We start from the raw sequence: 16,530 nt of genomic DNA on the forward strand, positions 1-16,530 counted from the left end.
TATTGACACTAAAATAAGATCTATCGCAATTTTAAAGTCATTAGACCTAAAACTACTAATATAATTGTAATAATCCAAAAACGGATCACAACTTGCGTTTCTTTCCAGCCCTGCTTTTCATAGTGATGATGCAGCGGCGCCATTAAGAACACACGTTTATTACGCATACGCAAAGAGCCAATTTGTAAAAATACAGATACTGCCTCCATTACAAATACACCGCCCATAATTGCAAATACGATTTCTTGACGAACCATAACTGCAATTGTTCCAAGCATCGCACCTAAAGCTAAAGCACCGACATCACCCATAAATACTTGAGCAGGATGCGCGTTATACCAAAGGAATGCCAAACCTGCACCAATCATGGCAGAACAGATCACTACAAGCTCAGAAGTATATTTCACATATGGAATATGTAAGTAGTTAGCGAAACGGATGTCACCAGACAAGTAAGCAAATACGCCTAAGCCCGTAGCTACCATGACAACCGGCATGATTGCCAAGCCATCTAAACCATCTGTTAAGTTAACAGCGTTAGAAGCACCATTAATCACCAGATAGGTAAATACAATAAATGCCAAACCTAACGGAACAATTGAGAGTGGAATTGAAAGATTCTTAAAAAATGGAATCAATAAATCCAGCATGTTTGCGGTATGTTCTGCATTGGACTGTTGAGTTGCGATTAAATATAACGCAATACCAGCACCCAGCGATGCAACAGAAGTCCAGAAAAATTTCTTACGTGCAGGTAATCCCGCATTGTCTTTATAGCGAATTTTAATCCAGTCATCTGCCCAGCCTACGGCACCGAACACAACCATTACACCAAGCACAATCCAGACATAAGGGTTAGACAAATCAGCCCACAGCAAAGTACTAATACCAATTGAGAGCAGAATTAAAATCCCACCCATCGTCGGTGTACCCATTTTCTTAGCATGATTTTCAGGAGCAAACGAACTTACTGCCTGACCGTATTTTAACGCTTGTAATTTACGAATCATGATCGGGCCGAGGACCAGACCAATGGTCAGTGAAGTTAGTACACTGAGTAAAGAACGTAATGTTAAATAACGAACGACCTGAAACGAGCTGTGATAGCCCGCAAGTTGTTCAAACAACCATAACAGCATTTAAAGTTTCTCCATCAAATCAGCCATCAACGTTTCCATATGAGTAAAGCGAGAACCTTTAAACAGGAAACTCATGGACTGGGGTTGATGTGTTTGGATTAGATTAATTAAAAATGGAAGCGCCTCAGCTTGTGTCTGAAATGCTTTCACTTTATTAGAATGAGAGTCTGCACCCTCGAGAGCCGCTGAAGCAAATTGCCCCACCGCAATAATATGATCTAAAGGAAGCTCAGCAAGATCACGACCTAAATCATGATGCTCTTGCCAACTACTATCACCTAACTCACCAATATCCCCCATGACCATCACTTTTACGCCTTGTTGCTGTAACAATACTTGTGCAGCAGCGCGCATAGAAGTCGGATTGGCATTGTAGGTATCATCAATAAATAAGTAAGGTGACTTTTGAATAAAGTTAAGACGACCTTTGGCTCCCTGAGCTTGCTCTAAACCTTGGACAATATCTTCTAGTCCAATACCAATTGCTAAAGCAAAAGCTACAGCTGCGGTCGCATTTTGAACATTATGCTCCCCCGCAAAAGGAAGCTTAACTGCACTACTACCTTGCGGTGTATGAAGGTTAAAATTCGTTGATTGAGGCAACAATTCCACATCTGTTGCATAGACATCACCTCCTACACCAAATGTAGAAATACGATGAGCTTTTGCAGCATCAACAATCTCAGCAGTGAAGTCATCTTGTTTTGGCACGATTGCAACGCCATTTGGTAAAATATGACGATAAATTTCCGATTTAGCGCGGCAAATACCTTCACGACCACCAAACTCGCCTAAATGAGCTGTACCAATATTTAATATGCCCGCAACATGAGGCTGAACGAGTTTTGATGTGTAATCAATCTCGCCTTGATGGCTTGCACCCAACTCCATCACCGCATATTGATGCTCCTTGCGAAGCTCTAGCAACATCATTGGTACACCAAGGTCATTATTTAAATTGCCTCGGGTGATTAGTGTCGGTGCTAAGCGCGACAATATACTTCCCAGCATTTCTTTGGTTGTAGTTTTACCACTACTTCCCGTTAAGGCAATCACCTTTAATTGTGAGTTTTGCTCACGGCGATAAGCACCGAGTTGCCCTAAAGCCAATCGGGTATCGGCAACAACGAGTTGTGCAATATCTACATCTAGCGGACGTTCAACAATAGCTATTTGACAACCATTTGCAACAACTTGTGCAACGAAATCATGCGCATCGAAACGCTCACCTTTTAGTGCTAAAAAGGCATCCCCAGTTTCCGCATGACGAGAGTCCGTCAAAATACGTTTAATTTCAGTTTGAGGGATTTGGTCTTTATGCCAGTAGCCCTGTGTTGCCTGTTGTAATTGTTGAGCTGTCCACGGTTCCAAAGGCACGGTACTGGTGGTTGAAGTATGCATAATTTGTCCTATTGTGCAGGGTAAGCAGCGTCTACAGTGTGATGTTGTGCATCAATCGCAGAACGCACTTCAACAACATCATCAAACCAGTGACGTACGCCATTAATTTCTTGATAATTTTCATGTCCTTTACCGGCAATCACAACAATATCACCAGCCTGAGCCTGCTGTGCAACAAATTTAATTGCTTCACGGCGGTCATGAATTTCATGCATACGGTGCCCTGAAAAATCGATTCCTTGCTTCATGTCAGCAAAAATTTGTTCAGGGTCTTCTGTTCTAGGGTTATCCGACGTCAAAATAACTGGATTTGCGCCATCCAGAGCTGCTTGAGTCATGAGTGGACGCTTACCGCGATCACGGTCCCCGCCACACCCAAATACAGCCCAAAGTTGATTAGAAACATGACGTTTTAATGTTTTAAGCACTTGAATTAATGCATCTGGTGTATGTGCATAATCAACAACAAATAAACGCTCACCATCACGAATAACTTGCATTCGACCTGGGGCACCAATCAGCTCAGGAACGAAAGCTACTAGCGCTTTTAAATCAAAACCTGCTTGCTCAGTAGCAATAAGAGCTGCAACCAAGTTTTCGACATTAAAATGCCCTAACAATGGACTTTGCACAGCAAAAGAACCTTGCGGGCTCACTAAATTAAATGTCGCCCCTGCTAAACTGTAACTCAGGTCAGTAATATAATAATCAGCAGTATTTTGAGTAAGTGAATACGTTAAAATTTTCGGTTGAGCAGGATTTTGCTTTGCTGCATTGATCATGAGAGTAGCATGCTCATCATCTAAATTAATAACGGCTACTTTTAAAGAGCTAAAACGGAATAAAAGAGCCTTCGCTTCTGCATAAGCCTCTAAAGTACCGTGATAATCCAGATGGTCACGACTCAAATTACTATAAACAGAAATCTCAATCGCACAACCATTTAAACGACCTTGTTCTAAACCATGTGAGCTTGCTTCTAAAGAAGCAAAAGTCGCACCTTGTTTTGCATAATCATGTAATGCATTTTGCAGTTGTAAAGCATCAAGCGTAGTGTGAGTTGATGGTGTTAAGTCTGGTAAAATACCATTGCCTGTAGTACCCATCACAGCACAGCGTTGTTGTTGAGAGCTAATTAATTCAGCCACTAGACGCGAAATTGTGGTTTTACCATTTGTACCAGTCACTGCAATAATACGCACTGGTGCTACGGGATCTATATGCTGTAAATAACGTTCTTGCCACTCACCCATACGTTGACGTACATCAGAACATACCCACTCATTTGCTACGCCCAACTCAGTCTCACTAATAATGGCAAGAGCACCATTAGCTAAAGCTGACTCAGCAAAAGCACGTGTTTTTTCAGGTTGGCTATAACTGGTCAAAGCGATAAAGATCTGGCCTAACGCAACCTTACGGCTGTCTAAACTAAAGCCTTGAAAAGGCTGTTTAGACCACTGTGCATCGATCTCGACTGGATTAATTTCTTGGAAAGAAACAGACATAGCTTACCTGCGAATAGGATTTTCTGGAGTATCAAGGGGCTTATCAAGCGGTATATTCATTAAGCGCAATGATTCTTGCATAATGCGTGCAAAAATAGGGGCCGCAACCAAACCACCGTAATAACGGCCTTGTGGATTTTCAACAACTACAATAACCGCTAAACGAGGATCACTAATCGGAGCTACACCTGCAAATAAAGCACGATATTCATTATTAGAATAACCTTTACGGTCTGCACGAAGTTTATGAGCCGTACCTGTTTTACCACCAACGCGATAACCTGGAATATTAGCTTGCTTTGCGGTACCGCCTGGCATCGTCACTTGCTCAAGCATAAGCAAAACCTGATCAGCAATTTTTGGAGCAAGAACTTGCTCACCTTTAGGAGCTTGATCGAGCTTATGCAAACTTAGAGGCATTTTTACCCCATGGTTTGCAAGCATTGCATAGCCTTGCGCCAACTGAAGAATAGTTGCATTTAGACCATAACCATAAGCCATGGTACCAATTTGGGAAGAGTTTAATTTGCTTACAGGAAGTACTAAACCAGAGCTTTCACCGGGGAACTTCACAGCAGAACGTTTACCAAAGCCAGCACGGTTAAAGAAGCTTGGTAATGTTTCCTTAGGAAGTGACAACGCAATTTTTGCTGAACCCACGTTTGATGACTTAATAATTACGCCACTGACAGTCAAAGCACCATAATTATGCGTATCACGAATAGTATGCCAGCCTAAACGCATTGAACCTGGCGAAGTGTTGACAATAGTATTTGGCGTATATTGTCCAGTTTCGAGTGCAGCAGAAACTGTAAAAGGCTTCATGGTAGAACCTGGCTCGAACATATCAATCGCACCGCGGTTACGCATGGCATCTTTATTAGATAAACCGTTTTTATCATTCGGGTTATAAGATGGCCAACTGGTCATGGCCAGAATTTCGCCTGTTTTAACATCAACAGCAATTGCTGTCGCCGAACGAGCGTTATTTGCAACACCAGCAGCAGTCAACTCACGGTACATAATATATTGCAAACGAGAGTCGATACTTAAAGTGATGTTTTCGCCTGGTTCACCCTCACGAATAACCTCTGAAACTTTTAAGCGGTTACCACGTTTATCACGAATAATTTTTTGTTCGCCATCTACCCCAGACAGTTGTTTATTCAACTGCATTTCCAAGCCTTCAATCCCTTGGCCTTCACTATTGGTTAAACCAATAATCTGAGCATTTGGCTGCGGTTGAGGATAATAACGTTTATATGTTTTCTCGGCATAAACGCCTTGGAAGTTACCCTTTGTAATAAGATCTGCCTGTTGCGGCGGAACTTCTTTTTTCAAAACCAAATAACGAGAACGTGGACGTGCATTCATCTGTTTCTTTAGATCTGCACGATCTAAACCAACCACATCCGCCAACTCATCAAGGTTTAGGTTTTTATCTGGTAATTGTCGTTTTAACTTACGATTATTTGGATCTTTTTTTAATTCGGCTGTAATTTCGTCATATAAATGCTTGGTATCAAAGTAATCACGTGGATCAATGACAATTTTCATAATAGGCGTACTAATGGCCAAAGGCACGCCATGACGGTCACTAATAACCCCACGCATTGCCTCAATACGTTCAGTACGCAAAATATTGGCATTGGCCTTGTTTTGCAAAAAGTCTTTATTAATCACTTGCACATAAAATGCACGTGCAATTAAAACAACAAAACAGAGCAGTACTGTTGCCCATAGCAGATAAAACCGCCACATATCGAAGGCAAGAGTTGGCTTTTCCGAAATAGACTGCTGTTTTTTCCGTGTTTGCTTTGTTCGCTTATCTACCATACAGCAAGGCCTTACTTATTTTGCTCTGAGGTCATCGGTAAAGAAATTACCACCGTTTCTGCAGCAGGTGGCGAAAACATGCGTAGCTGGGTTACAGCACGCGTACCAATCTGTGCTGTTGCACCGAAGGTTTGTTGCTCAATAAGCAAACGTCCCCATTCAGCATTGAGATCATCACGTTCACGCATATAAGAGCTAAGCTCTCTATAATCATGACGATATTCAAACACTTGAAATACCACCATCATGGCACTGATAAAAACAAGCACCACTAATACGGTGTATGCCACAACTTTTTTCACCACTTTATTTTCAGTGGTTTCAATTTCATCACTGCTTTTCATTACGCGCCTTTTTGTTCCAAGCGTTCAGCAACCCGAAGCCATGCACTACGTGAACGTGGGTTCGCTTTTACTTCTTCTTCACTCGCACGAACCCGTGAAATTTTCTTTAACCTTCTTGTATCTACCTGTTGCTGTGGCATTCCCCAGCCAATATCTTCTGCCAAAGTCGATTCTTTTTGAATAAATTGTTTGATCAAGCGATCTTCAAGAGAATGAAAGCTAATCACAGACAAACGCCCTTTTGGTTTTAGTAAGTCTACAGCTTGTGGTAAAAATACTTCAATATCATCTAGTTCTTTATTAATAGCAATACGAATTGCCTGAAATGTCCGTGTTGCTGGATGCTTATGCTTTTCCCATTTTGGATGAGCTGTTTTAACAAGTTCTGCCAATTGGGCTGTTGTATCTAGTTTTCCAGCTTGTTTAATCGCTTTTGCAATACGTCGACTATAACGTTCTTCGCCATATTGATAAATAATATTTGCTAATTGTTCTTCTTCAATTTCAAGTAACCACTCAGCTGCGGTTAACCCCTTAGAATTATCCATTCGCATGTCTAGAGGACCATCTTGCATAAAACTGAAACCACGTTCAGCTTGGTCGAGTTGAGGAGATGACACCCCTAAGTCAGCCATAATGCCATCAACACTCATCACACCAATTTCCTGCATTTTTTCTTTAATATCAGCAAAACTGGCATGAATAATGGTAAATCTTGGGTCTTCTTTTGCCAAAGCAGCCGCAACTTCCAAAGCTTGAGGGTCTTTATCAAATGCATATACTCGTGCATTTTCATCAAGTTTTGAGAGCAATAAACGTGTATGCCCACCTCGTCCGAAGGTTGCATCGATATACACCCCTGTTGTGCGATCTGCCAATAAGCTCTCAACGGTCTCGAAAAGTAAGACAGAAATATGCGACATAGGTGTTAAATCATTGCGTAAAAATGTAACTGCACATTATCACCTTGTTTATGATCAACGCCAAACGGCTTTTTGTAGGAAAATATTAATTTTTCATAGATAAAACCGTTTTGTTAGCATTTTTTAAGCAAAAAAATAAAGAAAGCTCACTTTTTTAAGTTTGCTTGCTTTATTTATGAATATTTAACTTCTAAGTTTTCTTTTTGGACTATTGTTTTAGATCATTTTATTTACTGCTTTCCATCATAAATTTGATCAAAAATAGCACCATTTGCAAAGTGAGTTTTCTGAGCTTTAGCCCAACCACCGAACACATCATTAATGGTAAATAATTTAATTTTTGGAAATTGCGCTGCATATTTCGCAGCCACTTGAGCATTCCGCGGACGGAAATAATGTTTAGCAGCCAATTCTTGGCCTAAAGGTGAATATAAAAAGTTCAGATAACCTGTTGCCAAGGTTCGGTTTCCATCTTTATCTACTGTTTTATCTACAATCGCTACAGATGGTTCTGCCAAAATTGAAATTGATGGATAAACAATTTGATATTTATCCTTATCAGGTCCTTTCGTCGCCAACAAAGCTTCATTTTCCCAAGACAACAAAACATCACCAATGCCACGTTCGGCAAATGTCGTAAGTGAACCACGGGCTCCCGAATCTAGAACTTTCACATTGTGATAAAGCTTTTTCACCAACTCTCGAGCCTTAGCATCATTTCCACCCGGCTGTTTTAAAGCATATCCCCACGCAGAGAGATAAATCCAACGCGGTGCACCACCTGTTTTAGGGTTAGGGGTGATAATTTCCACACCTGGTTTTGTTAAATCATTCCAGTCGCGTATATTTTTCGGGTTACCTTTTCGTACTAGAAACACGACAGTTGACGTATAAGAGGCAGAATTATTTGGGAATTCTTTTTGCCAGTTCGGCTGAATAAACCCAGCTTTCACAATCTCATCAATGTCATTCGCTAACGCTAGCGTTACTACATCAGCTTCAAGTCCTGTGGCTACCGCGCGGGCTTGTTTACCAGATCCACCATGTGACTGTTTAAATTAAACATCTTGCCTTGTTCGCTGTTTCCAAAATTTACCAAATGCTTGGTTATATTCTTGATAAAACTCTCGAGTCGGATCATAAAAAACATTTAAAAAAGAGGTAGCTGCTTGAGCCGCTGTTGTCGCTATTCCCATATATAAAGCGACCGCTATTATTGATATTTTTTTCATTTACAAAACCCATCATTCGTTTTAGTTTAACTATATTTTTAATTTTATTTTTTACAATCAATTACTTATATTTATATCTTTTTTATTAATCTTTTTTAGATATATAGCTGAAAATGTCTAAGTTATTTCATTTTTGAAAAATTTTGTAATTATTCTTACAACTTATTTAGGACCTTCACTTTATCTACACATTAATTTGTTAAATAATGAAGTGTAAAGGATACATATGGTCTACATTTGAGTCGACCAATTTAAAATATAGGTAAATTTTGTAAAAAGTGTGACACAGTTCCACTTTTTTATTAATATTTATGTTTAAATCGTAGCATTACCGTAATTTTACATTTTGTTAAACTCAAAAAATAGATGAAATGTAATGAACAGAGGGGATGATTAACAATGAAAATTCATTATGGAAAAGCTTTAAGCTTAAGTTTGGTGCTGGGTTTAGCATCACAGTTTTCTGCAGCAGCAGTACTTAAAGACACTCCAAACAAAACAGGTTCAGATAAGCAAACTTCGCTTATTGAAAAAGCTTTAGATCAGCAGAAACGTAACCCTATCGTGTTACCTTCTACAAATGATGAGCTTAAGGTTCTTAATACTATTCGCGTTACTCCAACCCAAAATTTTCTTGCTGCACAACACGAACGTTTTTCACGTTTTGTTCAGGCAATCTTTCAGCCGCATGCTTCTTAAAATCTGAAACATCCCCTCTTCGTTTCAGTCTTAGCCCAGACTGACGTTAAATAAAACGTCAGAATACTGGGCTTTTTCGTTATAATAGTTTCAATTTTTATTCTGACCCATTATCTATGAAAGTTCGTACTCGTATTGCACCTTCCCCTACCGGTTTTCCTCATGTTGGCACAGCCTACATTGCTTTATTTAACATGTGTTTTGCGAAACAACATGGCGGAGAATTTATTTTAAGGATTGAAGATACAGACCAACTTCGTTCTACACCAGAATCTGAAAAAATGATTTTGGATTCATTACGTTGGTTAGGTCTGAATTGGTCTGAAGGTCCAGATGTAGGTGGCCCACATGCGCCATATCGCCAATCTGAACGTATGGGAATTTATAAGCAATACGCATTAGAACTTGTTGAAAAAGGTCATGCTTTTTACTGTTTCGCAACAGCAGAAGAACTTGATCAAATGCGTGCTGAACAACAGGCACGTGGCGAAACACCAAAATATGACGGCCGCGGTTTAAAACTTTCTCAAGAAGAAGTGACTCGACGTCTTGAAGCAGGTGAACCTCATGTCATTCGTATGAAAGTGCCTGAAGAAGGTGTTTGTAAATTTAATGACTTGCTACGTGGAGAAGTTGAAATTCCTTGGGCACAAGTCGATATGCAAGTCCTTCTAAAAACAGATGGTTTACCAACTTACCACTTGGCTAACGTTGTTGATGACCATTTAATGGAAATCACTCATGTATTGCGTGGTGAAGAATGGCTTCCATCTGCACCGAAGCATCAGTTGCTTTACCAATATTTTGGTTGGGAAATGCCAACACTTTGCCATATGCCACTGTTGCGTAACCCTGATAAATCAAAACTATCTAAACGTAAAAACCCGACATCAATTAACTACTACCGCGACATCGGTGTATTACCAGAAGCCTTGTTAAATTATTTAGGCCGCATGGGTTGGTCAATGCCGGATGAAAGAGAAGTTTTCACATTACAAGACATGATGGACAACTTTGATATTCAGCGTGTATCACTAGGTGGACCAATTTTTGATGTTGAAAAACTGAATTGGTTAAATGGTCAATGGATCAAAGGTTTAACACCTGGCCAATTATTAGACCGTTTATTAACATGGAAGAGTGATCGCAACACTTTAGAAGATATTGCTGCCGCTATTCAACCACGTATTAATTTACTTTCAGAAGCTGTAAATTGGGCTGGTTTCTATTTTAACCATATGCCACAAATTACTGCTGAAATGTTTGAAAGTAAAAAATTGACTCAAGAGCAAGTTCGTCAAAGTTTACAATTTGCAATTTGGCGTCTTGAAGGTCAGTTTACTTGGAATAATGACACCGTTAGCCAAACCCTAATGGATCTTGCGAATCAGATGGGCATTAAATTACGTGATTTCATGCCAACGTTCTTTATTGCAATCGCCGGTTCAACGAGTTCGACCCCAGTGATGCAATCAATGGTTACGCTTGGACCTGATTTAACTTTCGCTCGCTTACGTCATGCCCTAGAAATTGTAGGCGGACCAAGCAAGAAAGAAGTTAAAAATTGGGAAAAACTCAATGAGAGCTTAAAATTGCCGAAAAATGACGCAACTAGCGAAGTTTAATTCATTTTTTTGTTGACGTGTGAGCGCATTCACCCTAAGATTGCGCTCACACAAACTGGGGTCATAGCTCAGTTGGTAGAGCGCTACAATGGCATTGTAGAGGTCAGCGGTTCGATCCCGCTTGACTCCACCACGCTCCTTTGTGTTTGCCTCATTAAGTCCCTATCGTCTAGAGGCCTAGGACATCGCCCTTTCACGGCGGTAACCGGGGTTCGAATCCCCGTAGGGACGCCATATTCTGCTTTAAAAATTATTAAAAGACTCTATCGTCACCTTACTGTTTATTCTTTATCTCTTTCTAGATTGCACATTTGTCTATTTTATCTAAAATAGCGTCTTTCTTAATTCTCTCAATGTGTAATATGCAGCCATCTGACAAACAACTAGATGCTCATCAGCATCAGAACAGTACTGCACCTTTAAAAAGAGCCATGAGTACTCGCCACCTTGTGATGTTATCACTGGGCGGAGCGATCGGAACTGGTCTATTTTTAGGTTCAGGGGAAGTCATTTCACAAACTGGAGCTATTGGCGCAATTATTGCCTATATTCTTGGTGGCGCGATCGCTTACATGGTCATGCTCTGCCTAGGAGAACTCGCTGTACACATGCCTGTTTCAGGTTCTTTTGGAGCCTATGCCAAAAAATACATTAGTCCAAGTACAGGCTATATGATTTCTTGGATGTACTGGTTAACTTGGACTGCAACACTTGGAACAGAATTCACAGCCGCAGCATTGCTCATGCAAGAATGGTTCCCTCAGATTTCAATGTGGATTTGGACAATTATTTTTGCAGTTACTATTTTTGGCTTAAATATTAGTTCAACGCGTATTTTTGCTGAGTCTGAGTTTTGGCTAGCCCTTGTTAAAGTCGTCACGGTCATTGCTTTTATTGTTCTTGGCTTATTAGCAATTTTTGGTTTAATTCCATTCCATGGTGCCCAGACTGCTCCACTATTTAGCAATCTTACAGCTCAAGGCTGGTTCCCTCATGGTTTAATTCCTATTTTTACGACCATGCTAATTGTTAACTTTGCTTTCTCAGGAACCGAATTAATTGGTGTAGCAGCTGGCGAAACAAAAGATCCAGCTCAAAATGTACCAAAAGCGATTAATGCCGCGATCTGGCGCCTACTTATTTTCTTTGTAGGTACCATCATTGTTATTAGCGCCTTACTCCCATTCCAACTCGCAGGTCTAGGCGGTGATGGTGTAAGTAGCAGTCCTTTCGTGACCGTATTTAATTATATTGGCATTCCATATGCGGATGACATTATTAGGTTTGTAATTATTACTGCTCTACTTTCAGCAGCAAATTCTGGCTTATATGCAGCTTCACGTATGATGTGGTCTCTGTCAGAACAAAAATTACTACCTAGTGTGTTTGCGACTTTATCAAAAAGTGGAACACCAATCGTTGCTCTAGTTGTAACCATGTTTGGAGCAATTCCAGGTTTGCTATCAGAGCAATTTGCACCAGAGACTATTTTTAAGAATCTGCTTGGCGTAGCGGCTTTTACCATGGTGATTGTATGGATGAGCATTTGTTTAAGCCAGTTCAATTTCCGCCGCCAATGGTATAAATCAGGCCATACTGTTAAAGACTTACAATATGCTGCGCCTTTATTTCCTATTGTGCCAATTTTAGGTTTTATTTTCTGTTTTATTACTTGTTTAAGTATGGCAGCAGACCCTGAAATGCGAGCTGGCTTTGTAGGCTGTCTCATTTTCACAGCTTTATGCTATGCCAGTTATTTCATTTTTTATCGTAATAAAGACTAAAACTGTCGTTATTCAATTAAAGTGTAGCAAAAAGCTACACTTTTTTTTGCCTACATACTGGTTTTATGTATCAGACCACGGTAGATTAAAATTTATATTAAAAACAATTCTTTGTATAGAATGAAAATTATATTTATCCATGGGATGAATCAACAAAACTACACAGCACATCGCTTGAAAGAGCATTGGTTAAAAGTGTTTAAGCTCGGCCTAAAACAAATGCCTTGCAGAGTTAATATCCGTGATCTTCATATTCACATGCCATTTTATGGCGACTTAATGACCAAATACCAATTAAGCAATCAATTAGACCTTAACACGTTGTTACCTAAATCATTTTTTAATAATTATTTCCCTATTAACGTACACCCAAGTAATCCCCCACCTAAAGAGCACACTCCATTTGTTCCGTTGTTACGTCCCTCAACCGATCAAGCTGAGCAAAGCTTCTCAGAACGACTTTATCTCACTTCTCAATTAGTTAAAGATCGCGTACTGAAAGAACTAGTTGTTCTATTAAATAACTTTCCTAAACTGCATGAAAGTTTGATTCAACAATTCCTTATCGAAACCTATATGTATTTATCTAATCCAGAGTTCATGCAGGAAGTACATCAAAGAATTTTAAAGAAAATGCGAGAAGAAGAAGATTATATTGTGGTGGGACACTCTCTTGGTTCAGTTATCGCTTTCCAATTATTATCAGATCCATCTTATCAATTCTCAGTTAAGCGTTTTATTACCCTAGCTTCGCCTTTAGCTTTTCGCGTGATTCAAAGTAAGCTCCCGAATCCAATTTCTAGACCACCCTGTATTCATGGTGACTGGTTTAATTTTTACTCTCAAGATGATTTTTTGACCGCTTTTCCCTTATGCGAGGCCCCATTTAATTTTGATCCTGCCATTATCAATCAGAAAATTTATACCTTTGCCCACCAACCACATGAGATTTTAGGATATTTACAACATCCATCGGTTATAAAGGCAATTATTGAACCTTTTCAGAAAAATGAGGGCTAAATGTATATATTTTCTACAATTTGAGTTATTTTTAATCGCTTGATTGTTTTTTTTAATATTTCTTCAGAAAACTATTTGACACTTTTATTAAATCGACCTAATATACGCCCACCTCTGAAACGTCCCTATCGTCTAGAGGCCTAGGACATCGCCCTTTCACGGCGGTAACCGGGGTTCGAATCCCCGTAGGGACGCCAATATTTTTCAGATGTATGCCTCATATAAGTCCCTATCGTCTAGAGGCCTAGGACATCGCCCTTTCACGGCGGTAACCGGGGTTCGAATCCCCGTAGGGACGCCAAATTCTAAAAAGCCACTGCATAACGTCAGTGGCTTTTTTTTGCCTAAAAAATAAAAAGCTAATCTATGATTAACTTTTTATATGCTCTATCAACTTGCAATTCCTACTTGTACTTCAAGACGACCAGACTGCACTCGTAGTCCTCTAATTTCAAACTGATCTACGAGCTGCTGCACAAGCTCGCGACTTTCTCTCAAAATATTCAAGCCCGGTAAAATACTAAAATCAGTCAAACTCAGAAGCTTTTCAACCATCCATGAACGGTTGTTAATAAAGTCAATAAATCCTGCTTGCTCTAGGTCAATAAACCACATGCGATGCCCATCGCGTTGGATTCCGGGAATATCGCCAATCAAGTGATTAATGAGTGATGGAATAGGCAACATATTTACCACTTCGAAACCAACTCGACCAATACGTCGCACAGCCCAATTTGACAAGGTGCCGCCATGACGAATCTGGACATCAAGACTTTCATCCATTTGACGCAAGCGTAAGAATTTTTCCTGCCCAATACGGCATTCCAATACTTTAAAATCTAAACTCAAACGATACATGAAGCGATGATAATGCCCATCGATCTCGACTTGGAAACTGTCATTGCCGCACTTGATTTTAATATCATCAATTTCTGAGCGATCTATGCGCTTACGAATCTGATTATTTAATAACATTTCGGGTAAGTACAACGTTAAGGTACTTTTGCCTAAAAAAGTTCGCGCCATAATCAACGCGACTTGGCGTGCTGTTTCACTGGTTTCAGACACCATATCTCTTACAGTACCTGCTGCCAGATTTGTCATTCCGACAACTCCACGTCGTGTATGCGTAGTTACTTGATCGAGCGCGCCCAAAGCAGCATCAGCAACCTCTGCAATATTACGTGTCGTGTCACTAGCAAACCCAACTGCATCTTGGGCATGTTGCAATGTCTTATGCAGTAATCGACGAGATAATGACGGTTTAGCAGTATCTGGGGTAGCTAAAACCGGTGCTGTCGTTGTAGGCTGCGACTTATTGTCATCTTGTTGACCCAAGTCCCTCTCTCCTTTTTATATTTATCCCACATCCTATTCGAGTATTTAAGCTCATTTATTGTGCTAATCACACTTCATTTTTCTGTAGATTAGCATGCTCTACAATATTATTTTATTTTTTATGTGTACGGATAAATCATCCGTTTTTTATATTTCTTTGTTTATCCATAAGTAATTTTTCTCCTAACTCAATACATTTCATCGATATATTACAAATTTTTTTCTTTCTGCACATTTCCGTTAGAATAGATTCAAACTAAATGTGGAGTTCCCATGCAATATCGTTGCCCTAAATGTCAAAGTGTTAAAATTATGCCTGTGAGCCAAGGCGTTAACAGCGCAAAACCTGTCGTTCCTAAAAGTCTGGTTATCTTGATTCCTGCAATTTTTGTGCTTTTACTGTTAGTAGTCATTAGCATCTTTATGTGGATTTTTGGCAATGGTGCAGGTAGTTCTCTTCAAATCGCAACAGTAGTTGCATTTGTGGTTACTGTAGGGGCAGGTTTTATGTTCTGGCGTGATTTGCCTGATTTCAAATTGTCTATGCAGGCATTTATGCAGTCACAAAAACACTGGAAATGCCGTGACTGCAATAACGAATGGGAAATTTAAAAAAACTGTTCACATCAGCTCAATGCTGATGTGAATGTGCATTATCTGCATCATCATGTTTATGCGAAGCATGTTGAGCAATATGCTGACAATTGATCTCGGCATCGTCCTCAATCTGCAATGTCACTTCACCAATACCATGTTCATGAGAAAGCATTTCAACCGCATCTTGATACAACTTGGTACGATCAGCTTCAGGCGCAAATAAGTGCACGGTTAAATGGATGTTTTTAGACGTAATCGCCCACACTTTGAGTTGGTGAATACTCTCAACACCATTTAAAGAAAGTAAATCTGCACGTAGCTTCTCAATATCGACCTCTTCAGGTACACCTTCGAGCAAAATGTTAATACTTTGCTTAAGTAAAACCCATGTTCTTGGTAATACCCAAAATCCAATCAGTACTGCAATAAGCGTGTCAATCCAGTACCAATTAGTGAAGTAAATAATAATTGCACCAATAATAACGCCTACTGAACCTAGTGCATCACTCAATACTTCTAGATAAGCACCTTTCACATTTAGGCTGTTATTGGCACTCGACATCAGGATTTTCATTGAGATGAGGTTAATCAACAAACCAATGGTTGCCACGATCAACATGCCCACACTTTGAATTTCGGGTGGCTTAGAGAAACGGATATAGGCTTCATATAAAATATAAATTGCCACAACGAACAGCATGAGTGCATTAAATAAAGCGGCCAGAATTTCAAAGCGCTGATAACCAAAAGTACGTTTATTATCAGCAGGGCGTTTTGAAATCTGAATTGCGACCAGAGCAATTGCCAAAGCAGCTGCATCTGTAAACATATGCGCAGCGTCAGAGAGCAATGCCAGACTTTGTGTGATTAAACCTGCAATGACCTCAACAATTAAAAATGTCGTAGTAAGCGCCAAGGCAATCGTTAGTTTCTTGGCATTACCTTCAGTCACTACAGCATGACTATGGTCATGACCATGTTGTCCACCCATTTTGCGGACTCCTTATTATTTATCTTTATGGTGAGGTAAAAGTAACCATGAATTCATGTTTACCTTTACCTATTTCAAATACTTTTCTGACTC

General features: G+C 39.8%; 13 protein-coding genes, 4 tRNA genes and 1 pseudogene. 9 read left to right on the plus strand and 9 right to left on the minus strand.

What is annotated here, in order from left to right; genetic code table 11:
* Positions 1 to 20: 20 nt before the first annotated feature.
* The 7 genes and pseudogenes from mraY to ACXM0J_RS06420 all read right to left on the minus strand — a co-directional run bounded on the left by mraY (position 21) and on the right by ACXM0J_RS06420 (position 8,383).
* The gene (mraY, locus tag ACXM0J_RS06390) at positions 21 to 1,139 is read right to left on the minus strand and encodes a phospho-N-acetylmuramoyl-pentapeptide-transferase (protein WP_002116751.1); all 1,119 of its coding nucleotides are present in this window, start codon (positions 1,137 to 1,139) and stop codon (positions 21 to 23) included.
* Positions 1,140 to 2,540, minus strand: coding sequence for a UDP-N-acetylmuramoyl-tripeptide--D-alanyl-D-alanine ligase (locus ACXM0J_RS06395; RefSeq protein WP_086264791.1), 1,401 nt, complete (start codon positions 2,538 to 2,540; stop codon positions 1,140 to 1,142).
* Positions 2,541 to 2,548: 8 nt separating this feature from the next.
* Positions 2,549 to 4,048, minus strand: a complete 1,500-nt coding sequence (locus ACXM0J_RS06400) for a UDP-N-acetylmuramoyl-L-alanyl-D-glutamate--2,6-diaminopimelate ligase (RefSeq protein WP_086264790.1) — start codon at positions 4,046 to 4,048, stop codon at positions 2,549 to 2,551.
* A gap of 3 nt (positions 4,049 to 4,051) precedes the next feature.
* Complete coding sequence (ftsI, locus tag ACXM0J_RS06405; RefSeq protein WP_086264789.1) at positions 4,052 to 5,884, minus strand: penicillin-binding protein PBP3; 1,833 nt, start codon at positions 5,882 to 5,884, stop codon at positions 4,052 to 4,054.
* Positions 5,885 to 5,895: 11 nt separating this feature from the next.
* On the minus strand, positions 5,896 to 6,228 hold the full coding sequence (gene ftsL / locus ACXM0J_RS06410) for a cell division protein FtsL (protein ID WP_086264788.1): 333 nt from the start codon (positions 6,226 to 6,228) through the stop codon (positions 5,896 to 5,898).
* On the minus strand, positions 6,228 to 7,151 hold the full coding sequence (gene rsmH / locus ACXM0J_RS06415) for a 16S rRNA (cytosine(1402)-N(4))-methyltransferase RsmH (RefSeq protein ID WP_033848923.1): 924 nt from the start codon (positions 7,149 to 7,151) through the stop codon (positions 6,228 to 6,230). The genes ftsL and rsmH overlap by 1 nt, the downstream gene beginning before the upstream one ends.
* A gap of 230 nt (positions 7,152 to 7,381) precedes the next feature.
* Positions 7,382 to 8,383: pseudogene (locus tag ACXM0J_RS06420) on the minus strand (sulfate ABC transporter substrate-binding protein).
* A gap of 399 nt (positions 8,384 to 8,782) precedes the next feature.
* Between ACXM0J_RS06420 and ACXM0J_RS06425 the strand changes: the two are divergent.
* The 8 genes from ACXM0J_RS06425 to ACXM0J_RS06460 all read left to right on the plus strand — a co-directional run bounded on the left by ACXM0J_RS06425 (position 8,783) and on the right by ACXM0J_RS06460 (position 13,812).
* Positions 8,783 to 9,082, plus strand: a complete 300-nt coding sequence (locus ACXM0J_RS06425; protein WP_016142869.1) for a hypothetical protein — start codon at positions 8,783 to 8,785, stop codon at positions 9,080 to 9,082.
* Positions 9,083 to 9,198: 116 nt separating this feature from the next.
* Positions 9,199 to 10,707 (plus strand): glutamate--tRNA ligase, encoded by a 1,509-nt coding sequence (gene gltX / locus ACXM0J_RS06430; RefSeq protein WP_086264787.1) that lies wholly within the window; start codon positions 9,199 to 9,201, stop codon positions 10,705 to 10,707.
* A 57-nt stretch (positions 10,708 to 10,764) separates the two neighbouring features.
* A tRNA-Ala gene (locus ACXM0J_RS06435) sits at positions 10,765 to 10,840 on the plus strand.
* A 25-nt stretch (positions 10,841 to 10,865) separates the two neighbouring features.
* Positions 10,866 to 10,941 (plus strand) — tRNA-Glu (locus ACXM0J_RS06440).
* Positions 10,942 to 11,069: 128 nt separating this feature from the next.
* On the plus strand, positions 11,070 to 12,491 hold the full coding sequence (locus tag ACXM0J_RS06445) for an amino acid permease (RefSeq protein WP_086264786.1): 1,422 nt from the start codon (positions 11,070 to 11,072) through the stop codon (positions 12,489 to 12,491).
* Positions 12,492 to 12,611: 120 nt separating this feature from the next.
* On the plus strand, positions 12,612 to 13,511 hold the full coding sequence (locus tag ACXM0J_RS06450) for a PGAP1-like alpha/beta domain-containing protein (RefSeq protein ID WP_086376066.1): 900 nt from the start codon (positions 12,612 to 12,614) through the stop codon (positions 13,509 to 13,511).
* A gap of 121 nt (positions 13,512 to 13,632) precedes the next feature.
* Positions 13,633 to 13,708 (plus strand) — tRNA-Glu (locus ACXM0J_RS06455).
* A gap of 28 nt (positions 13,709 to 13,736) precedes the next feature.
* A tRNA-Glu gene (locus ACXM0J_RS06460) sits at positions 13,737 to 13,812 on the plus strand.
* An 89-nt stretch (positions 13,813 to 13,901) separates the two neighbouring features.
* Here the strand turns inward: ACXM0J_RS06460 and ACXM0J_RS06465 are convergent.
* Complete coding sequence (locus ACXM0J_RS06465; protein WP_086264784.1) at positions 13,902 to 14,849, minus strand: hypothetical protein; 948 nt, start codon at positions 14,847 to 14,849, stop codon at positions 13,902 to 13,904.
* Positions 14,850 to 15,122: 273 nt separating this feature from the next.
* Between ACXM0J_RS06465 and ACXM0J_RS06470 the strand changes: the two genes are divergently transcribed.
* On the plus strand, positions 15,123 to 15,461 hold the full coding sequence (locus ACXM0J_RS06470; protein WP_002117013.1) for a hypothetical protein: 339 nt from the start codon (positions 15,123 to 15,125) through the stop codon (positions 15,459 to 15,461).
* 19 nt (positions 15,462 to 15,480) lie between these two features.
* Here ACXM0J_RS06470 and ACXM0J_RS06475 read toward each other — a convergent pair whose 3' ends face one another.
* The gene (locus ACXM0J_RS06475) at positions 15,481 to 16,437 is read right to left on the minus strand and encodes a cation diffusion facilitator family transporter (protein WP_057085355.1); all 957 of its coding nucleotides are present in this window, start codon (positions 16,435 to 16,437) and stop codon (positions 15,481 to 15,483) included.
* Positions 16,438 to 16,530 lie beyond the last annotated feature (93 nt).

The sequence above is a fragment of the Acinetobacter sp. GRABPA_MV_2 genome (assembly GCF_056725885.1).

What these genes read in the sequence shown, in the direction of transcription:
- mraY (WP_002116751.1), bottom strand. Translation starts at nt 1,139, where the DNA reads ATGCTGTTATGGTTGTTTGAACAACTTGCGGGCTATCACAGCTCGTTT.
- ACXM0J_RS06395 (WP_086264791.1), bottom strand. Translation starts at nt 2,540, where the DNA reads ATGCATACTTCAACCACCAGTACCGTGCCTTTGGAACCGTGGACAGCT.
- ACXM0J_RS06400 (WP_086264790.1), bottom strand. Translation starts at nt 4,048, where the DNA reads ATGTCTGTTTCTTTCCAAGAAATTAATCCAGTCGAGATCGATGCACAG.
- ftsI (WP_086264789.1), bottom strand. Translation starts at nt 5,884, where the DNA reads ATGGTAGATAAGCGAACAAAGCAAACACGGAAAAAACAGCAGTCTATT.
- ftsL (WP_086264788.1), bottom strand. Translation starts at nt 6,228, where the DNA reads ATGAAAAGCAGTGATGAAATTGAAACCACTGAAAATAAAGTGGTGAAA.
- rsmH (WP_033848923.1), bottom strand. Translation starts at nt 7,151, where the DNA reads ATGTCGCATATTTCTGTCTTACTTTTCGAGACCGTTGAGAGCTTATTG.
- ACXM0J_RS06425 (WP_016142869.1), top strand. Translation starts at nt 8,783, where the DNA reads ATGAAAATTCATTATGGAAAAGCTTTAAGCTTAAGTTTGGTGCTGGGT.
- gltX (WP_086264787.1), top strand. Translation starts at nt 9,199, where the DNA reads ATGAAAGTTCGTACTCGTATTGCACCTTCCCCTACCGGTTTTCCTCAT.
- ACXM0J_RS06445 (WP_086264786.1), top strand. Translation starts at nt 11,070, where the DNA reads ATGCAGCCATCTGACAAACAACTAGATGCTCATCAGCATCAGAACAGT.
- ACXM0J_RS06450 (WP_086376066.1), top strand. Translation starts at nt 12,612, where the DNA reads ATGAAAATTATATTTATCCATGGGATGAATCAACAAAACTACACAGCA.
- ACXM0J_RS06470 (WP_002117013.1), top strand. Translation starts at nt 15,123, where the DNA reads ATGCAATATCGTTGCCCTAAATGTCAAAGTGTTAAAATTATGCCTGTG.
- ACXM0J_RS06475 (WP_057085355.1), bottom strand. Translation starts at nt 16,437, where the DNA reads ATGGGTGGACAACATGGTCATGACCATAGTCATGCTGTAGTGACTGAA.